The 12,755-nt window shown below is 67.3% G+C and carries 13 protein-coding genes; 6 read left to right on the top strand and 7 right to left on the bottom strand.

Translation table 11 applies throughout. The features are described 5' to 3' along the window. Window positions 1-173: 173 nt before the first annotated feature. The 4 genes from moaB to NRG74_RS09130 all read left to right on the top strand — a co-directional run bounded on the left by moaB (window position 174) and on the right by NRG74_RS09130 (window position 3,527). Window positions 174-713: a molybdenum cofactor biosynthesis protein B gene (gene moaB / locus NRG74_RS09145; RefSeq protein WP_017641817.1), complete on the top strand. Its 540-nt coding sequence runs from the start codon at window positions 174-176 to the stop codon at window positions 711-713. Beyond that, on the top strand, window positions 710-1,906 hold the full coding sequence (locus NRG74_RS09140) for a molybdopterin molybdotransferase MoeA (protein ID WP_257706332.1): 1,197 nt from the start codon (window positions 710-712) through the stop codon (window positions 1,904-1,906). Before moaB ends, NRG74_RS09140 begins: the two co-directional genes overlap by 4 nt. A gap of 126 nt (window positions 1,907-2,032) precedes the next feature. Further along, on the top strand, window positions 2,033-2,977 hold the full coding sequence (yegS, locus tag NRG74_RS09135) for a lipid kinase YegS (protein ID WP_257706331.1): 945 nt from the start codon (window positions 2,033-2,035) through the stop codon (window positions 2,975-2,977). A 22-nt stretch (window positions 2,978-2,999) separates the two neighbouring features. After that, window positions 3,000-3,527, top strand: a complete 528-nt coding sequence (locus tag NRG74_RS09130; protein WP_093249373.1) for a sterol desaturase family protein — start codon at window positions 3,000-3,002, stop codon at window positions 3,525-3,527. A gap of 39 nt (window positions 3,528-3,566) precedes the next feature. Here the strand turns inward: NRG74_RS09130 and NRG74_RS09125 are convergent, their stop codons facing one another. The 6 genes from NRG74_RS09125 to fni form a co-directional block, all read right to left on the bottom strand. Then, window positions 3,567-4,100: a gluconate 2-dehydrogenase subunit 3 family protein gene (locus NRG74_RS09125; protein ID WP_017641813.1), complete on the bottom strand. Its 534-nt coding sequence runs from the start codon at window positions 4,098-4,100 to the stop codon at window positions 3,567-3,569. A gap of 172 nt (window positions 4,101-4,272) precedes the next feature. Next, window positions 4,273-5,208 (bottom strand): phytoene/squalene synthase family protein, encoded by a 936-nt coding sequence (locus tag NRG74_RS09120; protein WP_257706330.1) that lies wholly within the window; start codon window positions 5,206-5,208, stop codon window positions 4,273-4,275. 2 nt (window positions 5,209-5,210) lie between these two features. Next, the gene (locus tag NRG74_RS09115) at window positions 5,211-6,707 is read right to left on the bottom strand and encodes a phytoene desaturase (protein ID WP_064308033.1); all 1,497 of its coding nucleotides are present in this window, start codon (window positions 6,705-6,707) and stop codon (window positions 5,211-5,213) included. Continuing rightward, window positions 6,704-7,897 carry a lycopene beta-cyclase CrtY gene (crtY, locus tag NRG74_RS09110; protein ID WP_257706576.1) on the bottom strand — a complete coding sequence of 398 codons (1,194 nt, stop codon included), beginning with the start codon at window positions 7,895-7,897 and terminating at the stop codon, window positions 6,704-6,706. The genes NRG74_RS09115 and crtY overlap by 4 nt, the downstream gene beginning before the upstream one ends. Beyond that, window positions 7,860-9,155 (bottom strand): nucleotide disphospho-sugar-binding domain-containing protein, encoded by a 1,296-nt coding sequence (locus tag NRG74_RS09105; RefSeq protein WP_257706329.1) that lies wholly within the window; start codon window positions 9,153-9,155, stop codon window positions 7,860-7,862. Before NRG74_RS09105 ends, crtY begins: the two co-directional genes overlap by 38 nt. Further along, complete coding sequence (gene fni, locus NRG74_RS09100; RefSeq protein WP_257706328.1) at window positions 9,155-10,204, bottom strand: type 2 isopentenyl-diphosphate Delta-isomerase; 1,050 nt, start codon at window positions 10,202-10,204, stop codon at window positions 9,155-9,157. Before fni ends, NRG74_RS09105 begins: the two co-directional genes overlap by 1 nt. Window positions 10,205-10,339: 135 nt before the next feature. Between fni and NRG74_RS09095 the strand changes: the two genes are divergently transcribed. Together NRG74_RS09095 and NRG74_RS09090 are read left to right on the top strand one after the other, a co-directional pair. Beyond that, window positions 10,340-11,221 carry a polyprenyl synthetase family protein gene (locus tag NRG74_RS09095; protein ID WP_093249359.1) on the top strand — a complete coding sequence of 294 codons (882 nt, stop codon included), beginning with the start codon at window positions 10,340-10,342 and terminating at the stop codon, window positions 11,219-11,221. Between the two features lie 67 nt (window positions 11,222-11,288). Continuing rightward, entirely contained in the window at window positions 11,289-11,513 is a 225-nt protein-coding gene (locus NRG74_RS09090) for a hypothetical protein (RefSeq protein ID WP_017641806.1), read from the top strand. Window positions 11,514-11,706: 193 nt separating this feature from the next. On the opposite strand, the gene pdeM is transcribed toward NRG74_RS09090, so the two are convergent. Then, window positions 11,707-12,366 (bottom strand): ligase-associated DNA damage response endonuclease PdeM, encoded by a 660-nt coding sequence (pdeM, locus tag NRG74_RS09085; protein ID WP_017641805.1) that lies wholly within the window; start codon window positions 12,364-12,366, stop codon window positions 11,707-11,709. Between the last annotated feature and the right edge of the window lie 389 nt (window positions 12,367-12,755).

Here is a 12,755-nt window from a genome sequence, read left to right as displayed (position 1 = left end):
CAGCCCGCGCGGATGTCTTCCCTGACCCTGGTGGCCGACAGCGAGCCTCCCTGCCGGAGCGCTCGCCTCCTGGCCTTAGCCACCCCTGGTCACCTCACCCACGGGAAACCCGCTGCCCGTCCAGCGGTCTTCCGCTGCACCCTTTCTTTCGCACTCTTCGGAAACCCAAGCAGATGAGCCATAAAGCCGAGGCGGTTTTCGTACCGCTGAACGTTGCCGTCCTCACGGTCAGCGACACCCGCACCTTCGAGACCGATACCTCGGGTCAGCTGTTCGTCGACCGCCTGCAGGCCGCCGGCCACTTCCTCGCCGACCGCGTGCTGCTCAAGGATGACCTCTATCGGATCCGCGCCCAGGTCGCCCACTGGATCGCCGAAGACCAGGTGCAGGTGGTGCTCATCACCGGTGGCACCGGCTTCACCGGTCGCGACAGCACCCCGGAAGCCGTGGCCTGCCTGCTGGACAAGCAGGTGGACGGCTTCGGCGAGCTGTTCCGCCAGATCTCCGTGGCCGACATCGGCACCTCCACCGTGCAGTCCCGTGCCCTGGCCGGTCTGGCCAACGGCACCCTGGTCTGCTGCCTGCCCGGTTCGACCAATGCCTGCCGCACCGCCTGGGACGGCATCCTCGCCGAGCAGCTGGACAACCGTCATCGCCCCTGCAACTTCGTGCCGCATCTGAAGCAGGCCGAACCCTGCGGGCCGCGCGGATGAGCCTGCTGTCGCTGGAAGAGGCCCTGGCGCGGTTGCTGGCCATGGCCGCCGAAGACGGTCCCTTGCCCCAGGAGCGCGTCGCCCTGGAAGACGCCGACGGGCGCATCCTGGCCGCTCCGCTGATCGCCGACCTGGACCTGCCGCCCTGGGACAACAGTGCCATGGACGGCTATGTCTTGCGCCTGGATGACTGGCAGGGCGAGCCGCTGCGGGTTTCCCAGCGTATCTTCGCCGGCCAGGCACCGGCGCCGCTGGAGCCAGGCACCTGTGCGCGCATCTTTACCGGCGCGCCGGTGCCAGCGGGTGCCGACTGCGTGGAAATGCAGGAGAACACCGAGGTGCTGGACGACGGCCGGGTCCGTTTCGTCGAGCAACTGCGAGCGGGGCGCAACATCCGCCGCCGCGGCAACGAGGTCAAGGTGGGGGACGAGGTCCTGTCGGCCGGTACTGCCCTGGGCCCGGTGGAACTGGGCGTCGCGGCGTCCCTCGGGCGTGCCCGGCTGGACGTCTTTCGCCGCCCCAAGGTCGCGGTCCTGTCCACCGGCGATGAACTCGTGGCGCCTGGGCAGCCCCTGGGACCGGGGCAGATCTACAACAGCAATCGTGCCCTGCTCATCAGCTGGCTGCGGCGGCTGGGATGCGAGGTCTCGGACCAGGGCATCCTGCCGGACGACCTCGCCGAGACCCGCCAGCGGCTCGGCTCGCTGCAGGCCGATCTGATACTGTCCACCGGCGGCGTCTCGGTGGGGGAGGCCGACTATCTGGGCCAGGCACTGCGCGAAGAGGGCGAGCTGACCCTGTGGAAGCTGGCGCTCAAGCCGGGCAAGCCGCTGACCTGTGGGCGTTTCCGCGGTATCCCGCTGATCGGCCTGCCGGGCAATCCCGCCTCGACCCTGGTGACCTTTGGCCTGCTGGCGCGGCCCTATCTGCTGCGCCGGGCCGGCAAGATCGACGTGGCGCCGCTGAGCGTCGAGGTACCGGCGGGTTTCGACTGGTCGCGAGCCGGGGCGCGCCGTGAATACCAGCGCGCGCGCCTGGAGAATGGCCGGGCGGTGCCCCATCGCAACCAGGGTTCCAATGTGCTGCAAACCGCGGCCTGGGCCCATGGTCTGGTGGAGATCCGCGAGGACCGCACCTTCGCCGTCGGTGACTTGGTGCGCTTCATTCCCCTCGCGGAATTGCTCAAGGCGTAGCCAACCGATCGTCAGGACTGAACGTGGCCGTTGGGCCACAGTCCTAGTCTCCAGAATCGCACGCCGGGCTCTGCCCGGTACCTGACGCGGCATCTCGCCGCGCAGCGCCAACCTTGGACGACAGACATGACGACGACAGGCACCCTGGCTGACGCAGCCCTGGTCATTCTCAATGGCAAGGAAACCGGTAACGAGGACGTTCGAGAGGCCATTCTCGAGCGGCGTGCCGCCGGTCATCGCATCGATGTGCGGGTAACCTGGGAAGAAGACGATGCGGCGCGCTTCGTCGAGCAGGCGACCCGCGAAGGCTATGGCACCCTGGTCGCGGCCGGTGGCGACGGCACCCTGCGCGCGGTGGCCGAAGCCATGGCCCAGAACCACAGCCAGGCGTGCCTCGGTCTGCTGCCGCTGGGCACCGCCAACGACTTCGCCCGCGCAGCAGGGGTGCCGGTAGAACCCGCGGCGGCCCTGGCGCTGCTGGACGGCCCGACCAGCGCCATCGACCTGGTCGCGGCGGATGGTCAACTGTTCCTCAACATGGCCACCGGTGGCTTCGGCTCCCAGGTCACCGCTAATACCCCGGGTGAACTCAAGCGCCTGCTGGGCGGGGCGGCCTATCTGCTCACCGGCCTGACCCGCTTCGCCGAGGTGCATTCGGCCCACGGCCATTTCCGCGGGCCGGGTTTCGAGTGGGAAGGTGAATTCCTCGCCCTGGGCATCGGTAATGGTCGTCAGGCGGGCGGTGGCCATGTGCTCTGTCCCACCGCCGTGGTCAACGATGGCTTGCTCGACGTGGGCATCCTGCCGGCGTCCCAGGACGTGCTCGGTACCCTTGGCGAATTCCTCAGCAAAGGCTTCAGCACCGAAGAAATGTTCATCCGCGCGCGCCTGCCCTGGGTGGAGTTGGAAGCCGCCGAAGGTCTGGACATGAATCTCGATGGCGAACCGGTCAAGCGCGACCGGGTGAGATTCGAGGTGCGTCCGGGTATCCTGCAGGTCTATCTACCAGTGGATTCGCCCCTGCTGGGCGAGACCGCCGGCTCCCTGGCCGAGCCGGTCGCGACGTCCTGAGCAGGTGGGTGCGGAGGTAACGTTGGAGCTACTGATCAATGCGGGAATCGTGCTGGCCACCGTGGCTGGCATGGAAGCCTTCGCCTGGTGGTCGCACAAGTACATCATGCACGGCTGGGGGTGGGGCTGGCATGAATCCCACCACCGCCCGCGCACGGGTTGGTTCGAGAAGAACGACCTCTATGCGGTCGTCTTCGCCGGCCTCGCCATCCTGCTGATCGCCCTGGGCAATGCCGGTTACTGGCGCCTGCAATGGATCGGCGCCGGCATGACCCTCTACGGCCTGCTGTACTTCATCGCCCACGATGGCCTGGTCCATCAGCGCTGGCCGTTCCGCTACGTGCCGCGCACCGGCTATCTGAAACGGCTCTATCAGGCGCACCGCATGCACCATGCGGTGGACGGCAAGGACGGCTGCGTGTCCTTCGGCTTCCTGCTGGCGCCAACCACCCAGCAGCTCAAACAGCAGTTGCGTGAGATACACGGCGGCGCCCTGGATTCCTCGCGTGAGCGCAAGGCCCGGGATCAGGTGCAGGAAGGCATGGACTAGGCGGGAGCGGAAGCGCCTCCTGGGAGGCGCTAACCGGGGTCAGGCGACGGCGGGGGTGTCGTCGTAGGCAGCGAACAGCGAATGGGCGTACTGGCTGCGCTCGCTCTCGTTGCGCAGCAGATCGATAAATTCCTTGGCCGGCGGATTCAGGGTCCCCGCTTCGGCGGCGGTGACCACCTGGGCCTGCTCGCCAGCCGCCAGGTCGGCGAAACCGGCACCCAGTCGCTCGGTGCAATAGCTATCCACCACAGCCAGACCGTCACGCAGCAGGTCGCGCAGATTGGCGCCCTGCTGGACCTGCGCCTGTTCGTCGAAGGGATCGACGATGTTGGAGCGGTCGCCATGGGCGTAGGGGGTGAGCATGTGGCGATCGATGAATTCGGGCAGGCGAGCATCGGCCTGCTGGCTGTCGGCCTGCAGATGAGCGCACAGGGCGACCAGGGTACGCCACTGGGTGGCGTTGAAGAATTCTGGCTTGTAACCGGACTGCGCGTTAGCGGAAAGGCCAAGGGCAAGTAGTGACGAGGAGGCAGCGAAGCGATCGTGTGAAACAGCCGTTTCCGTCTTGTGCATGTGCAAATCCCATACTCGTAGGCTGACTACCGGATGCAGCGCTCTGGCTCAGGCATCCATCCATCCGCGGCCCGCGATGGGTCGCTTTAATCCGACCCGTTTATCGCATAAAAGTTTGCTGTTGGGCATCCCCGAGATGCACGCAAATGTGACCGAAGCGTAATCGCTGGCGTCAGCGGCGCGGCCGGGTCCAGAGCATGGCCGGGCGCGGCTCGTCGCGCTGGTGCCGGGAAAGCATGGCGCGCGCGGCGCCGCGGCAGACCAGGCGCAGCTTGTCGGCGGTGCTGGTGCTGACGCGTTGGTCCCAGGCATGGGCGCCTAGGTGCAGCACCTGCACGCCGATCTCGCGGTAGACGCCACGGGCGGTGGCGATGGCCCAGGCCGAGCGCAGGGGCAGGGCGGCGAGGCCCTGGCGCGCCGAATCGTAGTAGGGCTCGGCCAGACGTACCAGCCGCTCGGCCAATTGGGCGACCGCTGCGCGATGGCGGGGGTCGGCCAGCTCTTCGGCCGGCACGCCGAGCTCGTCGAGCCACAACCGTGGCAGGTAGATGCGGCCGATGCGGGCGTCCTCGACGATGTCGCGGGCGATGTTGGTGAGCTGGAAGGCCATGCCCAGGTCACAGGCGCGATCCAGGGTCTCCTCGTCTTCGGCGCCCATGATGCGCGCCATCATCACCCCGACCACGCCGGCGACGTGGTAGCAGTACTCCAGGGTGTCTTCCAGTTCCACATAGACGCGCTCCTCGACGTCCATACGAAAACCGGCCAGGTGGTCCAGCGGCAGGGCCAGGGGGATGCCGTGGCGCTTGACCACCCGCTGGAAGGCGGCGAAGGCCGGATCCTGCAGGGGCGCATCGCCATAGGCGGCGCGGGTCAGCCGTTCCAGCTCGACCAGGCGATCCCGACCGCCACGGCGGTCGCCCTCGACCTGGCCATGACCCAGTTCCTGGCCGTCGATGACATCGTCGCAATGGCGGCACCAGGCATAGAGCAGCACGGCGCTCTCGCGGGTCTCGGGTGCGAACAGCTTGGCGGCCGCGGCAAAGCTCTTGGAGCCGACGGCGATGCTCTGCTCGGCGTGGTCGACGACGTCATGGGTGGCAGTCATGGCTAACCGTGCTCCTCGAGGATGACGCTGGCGGTGGCCTTGGCCGAGCCCACCACGCCCGGAACGCCGGCGCCAGGATGGGTCCCGGCGCCGACCAGGTAGAGGTTGGGAATGACCTTATCGCGATTGTGCGGGCGGAACCAGGCGCTCTGGGTGAGGATGGGCTCCAGGGAGAAGGCCGAGCCGACGTGGGCATTGAGCTCCTGGCGGAAGTCGGCTGGAGTGAAGATGCGCGAAGTGACCAGATTGGCTCGCAGGCCCGGCATGTAGCGCTCTTCCAGATAGGCGAGGATCTTGTCGCGTAGGCGTGGGCCTTCCACGCTCCAGTCGACGTCGGCATTGCCCAGGTGCGGCACCGGCGCCAGCACGTAGTGGGCGCTCTGGCCGGGTGGCGCCAGCGAGGGGTCGGTGACGCAGGGCGAATGCAGGTAGAGCGAGAAATCGTCCGGGACGCCCGGGCCCTTGAACAATTCGTCGATCAGACCGCGATAACGCTGGCCGAAACAGACCATGTGGTGTTCGAGACCCACCGGCGGCTGGCTCAGGCCGAAGTGGATGACGAACAGCGACATGCTGTGTCTCTTGCGCTTGAGGCGGTTGCTCTCGACCACGCCATGGGTGTGGTGACCGAGCAGCTTGCGATAGGTGTGCACCACGTCGGCGTTGGAGGCCACCAGGTCGGCCGGGATCTGGCTGCCATCGGCCAGGCAGACGCCGGTAGCGCGATTGCCTTCGGTGAGGATGCGTTCCACCGGCGCATTCAGCCGCAGCTCGCCACCGAGGTCGCTAAAGAGTTTCAGCAGACCCAGGACCAACTGATGGGTACCGCCCTTGGCGAACCAGACGCCCCACTTGCGCTCCAGTGCATGGATCAGCGCATAGATCGAGGAGGTGGCGAAGGGATTGCCGCCCACCAGTAGGGTGTGAAAGGACAGCGCCTGGCGCAGCTTCTCGCTCTTCACGAAGCGCGACACCTGGGTGTAGACGCTGCGCCAGGCGGTGAGCTGGGCCAGCTTGGGGCCAGCGGCGAGCATGTCGCCGACCTTGAGGAAGGGCTTGGCGCCGAGACGGAGGTAGCCCTCTTCGAACACCGCTTGGGAATAGGCCAGAAAGCGCTGGTAGCCAGCCACGTCGTCCGGTTCCAGGGCACGGATCTGCTCGTCCAGCCGGGCCTGGTCGTTGACGTAGTCGAAGCGGGTGCCGTCTTCCCAACACAGTTGGTAGAAAGGGCTGACCGGGAGGAGCTCCACATAGTCGCTCATCCGCCGGCCGCTCAGGGCGAACAGCTCTTCCAGCGCCGACGGATCGGTGATGACGGTGGGGCCGGCATCGAAGGTGAAGCCGGCGTCTTCATAGACATAGGCACGACCGCCGGGCTTGTCGCGACCCTCGATGAGGGTGGTGGCGATGCCGGCCGACTGCAGGCGGATCGCCAGGGCGATACCGCCAAAGCCGGCGCCGATGACGATGGCCCGTTTGGGCCCGTTACCTTGGGTCATGGTGCTTCCTTGAACTGAGGGGGACGCGCCAACGCGGCATCCAGGGCCGGTTTCAGCGGTACCGGCGGTTTGCCGGAGAGAATGCGCAGGCGATCGAAGGCGGTGAGGCGGCCGGCGTAGAACCGCTGGATCAGTGGTTCGCCGAGGCCGTAGAACCTTTGCATGACGCGTACCCGGTGTTCGGGGCGGCCAGCGAGAAAGAGCATGCGATTGAGCAGGCGGAAGAAGCCCTGCTGCCGCCAGCGCCCCTGGGCATACTGCCGCAGGGTGTCGCGCAGCACGGCACTGGAGGTGAAGGGCTGGGCGGCCAGGTGCTCCGCCAGACGCACCGCCTCCGGCAGCGAGTAACCGGTGGTGGGGTGGAACAGGCCCGCGGCCAGGCCGATGGGCGCCCCGGCGGCGACGTTGTCCCAGTAGCGGTCGAGATCGCCGCCCAGGGTGATGGGCAGCACGCCCTGTTCCTCGCGTAGCACCTCGGCGATTTCCCAGTCCTGTTGGCGGGCGTAGTCGGCCAAATGCTGGCGCAGACGTTCGACCGGCAGGCTTTCGCCGTCGGCGTAGTAGGTGTCTTCGATCAGCAGCCGATCCGGGGCCAGCGGCAGGCTGTAGACGAAGCGATAGCCGTCCAACTGATCGACGGTGGCGTCCATCACGATGGGTTCGGCCAGGCCATGGGGGCGAACCAGGCGCACCTCCTGGCCGAGGAATTTCTGGTACCCGAGCCAGAGCGCCGGATCGGGTCGCGGGCCGCGGGCGTCGATCACCGCGCCGGCGGCCAGGGTGTAGCCATCGGCGAACACCACGCCATCGTCCTGCAGGCGCAGCACCTCACGGCCCAGCAGCAGGCGCTCGGCCGGCAGGCGCGCGCTCAGCACCTCATGGAAACGTTCGGCGCTGATGCTGGCGTAGCCGCTGCCGAGCTGTCGCTGCCGCTTGGGGAAGCGCACCTCGTAGCCCGGCCAGCGATGGGCGACAAGGGGCTCGATCCAGGCATGCTGCGGTGCCGTGAGATCCGGTTCGTGGAAGGACCAGGTGTGGTTGCCGCCCAGGCGTGGGCCGGCTTCCACCAGGCGCCAGTCCAGTTCTGGCCGCGTCTCTGCCAGGCGCAGGGCGAGCAGGCCACCGGCCAGGCCGCCGCCGACGATCAACAGATCAGGACGCACGATCGAGCCCTCTTCGGGCCAGGCCATCCACCAGGCGGGCGGCAGCCGAGACACCGCCGGCCGCCTGGGTAATGGGCACGAAGCGTTCGGCCGCCCGGCGATAGGCCGGGTCGGCCAGCACCGCGCCCAGGGCCTGGGTCAGGCGGGCCTTGCTAGCCAGTCGCGGTGCCAGGCAGATGCCGGCGCCGACCCGCTCCAGGCGGCGGGCGATGCCGGGCTGGTCGAACACCATGGGCAGGGCGAGCATGGGTTTGCCGGCCGCCAGGGCGTCCAGCACGGTATTGAAGCCGCCATGGGTGATGACCGCATCGGCGCGGGCGATGGCCGCTTCCTGGGGCGCGAAGTCGGTCACCCAGGTAGCGCCATCGTCCAGCAGACGCCGCTCGGCGCTGGGGTCCAGCCGCCCGCAGTGAGCGATCAGCACCTGGACGCCGAGTTGGCGACAGGCCTGGGCGATGCGGCGGAACAGCGGTAGCCGGCCACCCTGCAAGGTGCCGAAGGAGGCGAAGACGAAGGGCCGGCGCGGATCGATCTCCAGTTCCAGCCGTTGCTCACGCACTGCCGGCGAGCGCAGCGGCCCGACCTCGTGGAAGTGGGGTGGCGGCGCGCGGCGCGGAAAGTCGAAGCCCGGCAGGCATTGGCTCAACTGCAGATATGGCGAGAAGCAGTCGTCGAAAGTGCGCCGGTCGCCAAGGCCGAAGGCCTGAGCCTGGCGCTGGATGACCTTGCCCTGGCTACGCATCATCAGGTCGAACACCTGGATGGCGCCCTGGACGATCTGCCGCTCCCGCTCGGTGCCGGGATAGGCGAAGGGCAGGGTGGGCAGCGGCAGATGGGGCTCGCGATTCATCGGCACGGCGCAGGCCAGCGAGGCATAGGGCAGGCCCAGGTGGTCACCGAGCAGGCCACCGGCCGGTTCCATCTGGTCGGCGATGAGGCAGTCGACACCCAGGTCGCGCAGGACGGTCGGGCCTTCGCGGCAGAACAATTCGGTATTGCGTGCCATGTCGGCGATCACCCCGAACACCGACCAGGGCTTGCTGCTGGCGGTACGGGCGAGCAAGGGGCCCAGGCTGCCACGCGGATGGCTGGTCGCACCTATCGCCTGAAACTGGATATCCGATGGGAGCGTCCGATCGCCCACCTCCATCTGGTGCAACAGGGTGACCCGGTGGCCGAGGGCGACCAGCGCCTCGCCCAGCACCAGATGGGTGGACAAATGGCTGGGCAGCGGCGGCGAGATCAGGGCGACATGCATGGCGGCGTCCGGTCGGGTGTCGGCCACTATGGGCACCGCAGCGGCGTGGCGTCCAGCAACTCGGCCTGGCGCAAGCTGGCCAGATCGGCCGAGCCGGTGCAGAAGCAGGCGATGCGCAGCTGTTCGATCACCACCTGGAAATGAGCGATCACTGCCTCGGTGGATTCCGTGGCGCCGGGCAGGGCCGCGGCGGCCTGGCCCGCCAGATCCGCGCCGAGGCGGATGGCCTTGGCGGCGTCGATGCCGTCGCGGATGCCGCCCGAGGCGATCACCGTCGCCGCGGGGCAGGCCGCGCGCACCTGGCGCAGGCTCTCGGCGGTGGGAATGCCCCAGTCGGCGAAGGCGCGGGCGATGGCACGCTGCTGCTCGTCACGGGCGCGCTCGGCTTCCACCGCGGCCCAACTGGTGCCGCCGGCCCCGGCGACATCCAGCACCGCTACGCCAGCTTCCAGCAGTTGCCGGGCGACCCGGCCCGAAAGGCCGGCCCCGACTTCCTTGACGACGACCGGCACGGCCAGATGTGTAACCAGGTTTTCCAGCGCGCCGAGGATGCCATGCCAGGTCCGATCGCCACCGGCCTGCACGGCTTCCTGCAAGGGATTGAGATGCACGATCAGGGCGTCTGCCTCGATCATCTCCACAGCGCGGCGTGCCTCGTCGAGGCCATAACCGGCCACCAGCTGGGCGGCACCGAAGTTGGCCAGCAGGGGTACGTCCGGCGCCAGGCGCCGCAATTCGCCGGTCAGGCCCTGGTCGCCACCCTGCTGCAGGGCGATCCGCTGGGAGCCGACCGCCAGGGCGATACCCAAGGTCTGGGCCGCTTCGGCGAGATGGCGATTGATAAGCGCGGCCCGCTCTGGCCCGCCGGTCATGGAGCTGATCAGCAGGGGCGCGGCCAGGGGGCGATCGAACAGCCGAGTACCCAGGTCGATCTCGTCCAGATTCAGTTCGGGCAGGGCGCAGTGCGTGAAGCGATAGGCGTCGAAGCCCGTGGTGACGGCGCTGCGGGCCTTGTGGGGATCCAGCACGATGTCCAGATGATCGTTCTTGCGGCTTGCCAGTTCCCAATCCACCATGTCTTCTAGAGTCCGCCCTGAATGACCTTTCGTCGGTCGTTGTGGTCTGGTAGGGGACGACGGGTTCGCTTTGCGAAGACCTAATCCACCGAGGTGCGACCGTTCGTCGGTTCCACATATGGAGTATCTCGACTCATGGCGACCGTATTAGTGCCGAACGCGACAGACAATTTTGCCGCTTCGCTGCAATGGCAGCGTACCCGTATCGACGAGCGTCTGGCAGAGCTATTGCCAGCCGGGACCGATCCGGTCGCCGCCGCCATCCGCAGTGGGGTCATGGCCCCGGGTAAGCGACTGCGTCCGTTGCTGATGGTCCTGGCCGCCGAGGACCTGGGTCAGTCCGACGAAGCCGTGCTCGATCTGGGCTGCGCGGTGGAAATGGTGCACGCGGCCTCCCTGTTCCTCGACGACATGCCCTGCATGGACGATGCGCGCCTGCGCCGTGGCCGTCCGACCCTGCATGTCGAGTTCGGCGAAGACGTCGCCATGCTGGCGGCGGTGGCCCTGCTCAGTCATGCCCTGCGGCTGGTCGCCGGCCTCGCCGGGGTGCCGGCGGAAACCCGGACCCAGATGGTCTGCCAGCTGGCCGATGCGGTCGGTACGGCCGGGCTGGTCTGCGGCCAGTACCATGACCTGCACGGCGGTCGCCAGACGCGTCCGGCCGATGCCATCGCCCTCACCAACCAGCTCAAGACCGGAGCGCTGTTCTCCGCGGCCATGGGCATGGCGGGTGCCACCCTGGTCACCAGCGCAACGCAGCGCGAAGCCTTCCACGTCTTCGCCTGCCAGCTGGGCCTGGCCTTCCAGTTGCTCGACGATCTCGACGACGGCAAGGGCCTGGGCAAGGACGCCGGCAAGGATGGCGACAAGTCCACCCTGGTCAGCCTGCTCGGCCGCGACCATGCTCAACGCCAGTTGCAGAGTCACCTCAAGCAGGCCCGCGAGGCGCTGGCCGTGGCCGATTGCGCCGATGGTGCCCTGGCCGGATTGCTGGATATCGTCTTTCGTCCGCGTTAGGGCGAATTACTGGGCGTCTGGCCCTCTAATCTCTCGATAGCCTTGTTCCCGTGTGAGGAGTCCTGAGATGTCGAAGTGGAAAATTGCTTACAGCAACGTTGACGGCAACACCTCGGTGGTCACCACCGAAGCCGAGCAGAAGCCGGATATGGAGCGGGTCGCCCAGATCGTCCGCGACGATGCCCTGGAAGAGTACGATGACAGCGAGGTCCCGCGGGATTACGACGAACCTACCGTAGCCTTGTTGGAGCGGCACGGCATCACCATCACCGGGATCACCGAAGAGGGCTGATCTCCAGGGTATCTGGTTCTAGGTTCTGTACGAAAAGTCGACGAGCGAAGGTCAGGCGAGGCGAAATAGGCTGAGGAAGCGGATCGGACTCGCGCTCGAGTTCACGAGCGGTAAATGAGCATTCCGACCGGGCTGGCGATCCAGGCCTTTTTCAACGAAGTATCACCGAGCGTAGGCACTTTTCGTACAGAACCTAGCGCAGGGGCCAGATACCGCCATCCCCTACCACGAAGATCCGTCGCGCCGGATCGGGCGCCAGCAGGTGCCCGCCGGTGAAGTCCCCGAAGGCCGGCAGGATCAGCACTTCATCGTTTTCCAGGCAGAAGCAGGGCAGGCGTAGCGCCTGACGACCGCGGCCGTGCAGGCGAAACGCCGGATGGATGTGTCCGGCCAGCACCGGCAGTCGCGGATGGGGATCGGGTTCGTGCTGCAGCGACAGGCCGTCCAGTTCCAGCGGCTCAGCTACCACGTCGATACCCAGGGCGGCCGGTGGATCTCCCGCGCGGCGGTCGTGGTTGCCGCGGATCAACAGCAGCCGCAGGTGGGCCTGATGTTCCCGCCAGCGCTCCAGGGTGTCCATGGTCAGGGGCGCGCGGGATTCCGGCGCGTGCAGGAAGTCACCGAGAAAGATGATCTCGCGGCAGTCGTAGCGCGCCAGCAGGCTGTCCAGTCGCGCGATATTGCCCGCTGTGGTGCCGTGGGGTACCGGCTGACCCAGTGCCCGAAACGCCGCGGCCTTGCCGAAATGGATGTCCGCCACCAGCAGCGCCTGGCGCGCCGGCCAGTAGATCGCCTTTTCCGCGAGCAGCCAGAGTTCGACACCGGCAAGGATGAGAGGGTGATAGGCAGGCATGGGGTCTCCAGAAAAGGCCTCCTGCTCTGATGGCGGCGGGGTGCCAGGGTTCAGCGGCGTTGCACGTTGGGCAACACGGCGTGGGATCAGACGCGTAAGGCGCTGGACGCCGGCGGTCTTCTGGACCTCGAACAGGGGGGCTGGTAGCAGCGAAACACCGTGGCAAAGTGATCTTGGCGTTCGCCGAGCGCTGAGGTCGAGAAACTTTTTCGTTGCTGTGCCAGTCCGCCAAGGCGACCCTTGCCTCGAACTACTCGAAGAAAGAGGCTGCGCCGTTTTCCACGCGACGGCATACGCACCCGCGTAGGTTGGGTTGAGCGCAGCGAAGCCCAACAGCCCAATCCGGTATCGCCACCGTTGGGCTTCGACGATGGAGCCGTCTCAACCCA

It is taken from the genome of Pseudomonas oryzihabitans, from assembly GCF_024652905.1.
Lineage (GTDB): Bacteria > Pseudomonadota > Gammaproteobacteria > Pseudomonadales > Pseudomonadaceae > Chryseomonas > Chryseomonas benzopyrenica.
The sequence above is the reverse complement of the archived record's forward strand: the minus strand, read 5'-3'. Positions and strand labels throughout refer to the sequence as shown.

Bases quoted from the DNA above. Each gene is read 5' to 3' on its own strand.
- moaB (WP_017641817.1), top strand. From the start codon at position 174: ATGAGCCATAAAGCCGAGGCGGTTTTCGTACCGCTGAACGTTGCCGTC.
- NRG74_RS09140 (WP_257706332.1), top strand. From the start codon at position 710: ATGAGCCTGCTGTCGCTGGAAGAGGCCCTGGCGCGGTTGCTGGCCATG.
- yegS (WP_257706331.1), top strand. From the start codon at position 2,033: ATGACGACGACAGGCACCCTGGCTGACGCAGCCCTGGTCATTCTCAAT.
- NRG74_RS09125 (WP_017641813.1), bottom strand. From the start codon at position 4,100: ATGCACAAGACGGAAACGGCTGTTTCACACGATCGCTTCGCTGCCTCC.
- NRG74_RS09120 (WP_257706330.1), bottom strand. From the start codon at position 5,208: ATGACTGCCACCCATGACGTCGTCGACCACGCCGAGCAGAGCATCGCC.
- NRG74_RS09115 (WP_064308033.1), bottom strand. From the start codon at position 6,707: ATGACCCAAGGTAACGGGCCCAAACGGGCCATCGTCATCGGCGCCGGC.
- crtY (WP_257706576.1), bottom strand. From the start codon at position 7,897: ATGGCCTGGCCCGAAGAGGGCTCGATCGTGCGTCCTGATCTGTTGATC.
- fni (WP_257706328.1), bottom strand. From the start codon at position 10,204: ATGGTGGATTGGGAACTGGCAAGCCGCAAGAACGATCATCTGGACATC.
- NRG74_RS09095 (WP_093249359.1), top strand. From the start codon at position 10,340: ATGGCGACCGTATTAGTGCCGAACGCGACAGACAATTTTGCCGCTTCG.
- NRG74_RS09090 (WP_017641806.1), top strand. From the start codon at position 11,289: ATGTCGAAGTGGAAAATTGCTTACAGCAACGTTGACGGCAACACCTCG.
- pdeM (WP_017641805.1), bottom strand. From the start codon at position 12,366: ATGCCTGCCTATCACCCTCTCATCCTTGCCGGTGTCGAACTCTGGCTG.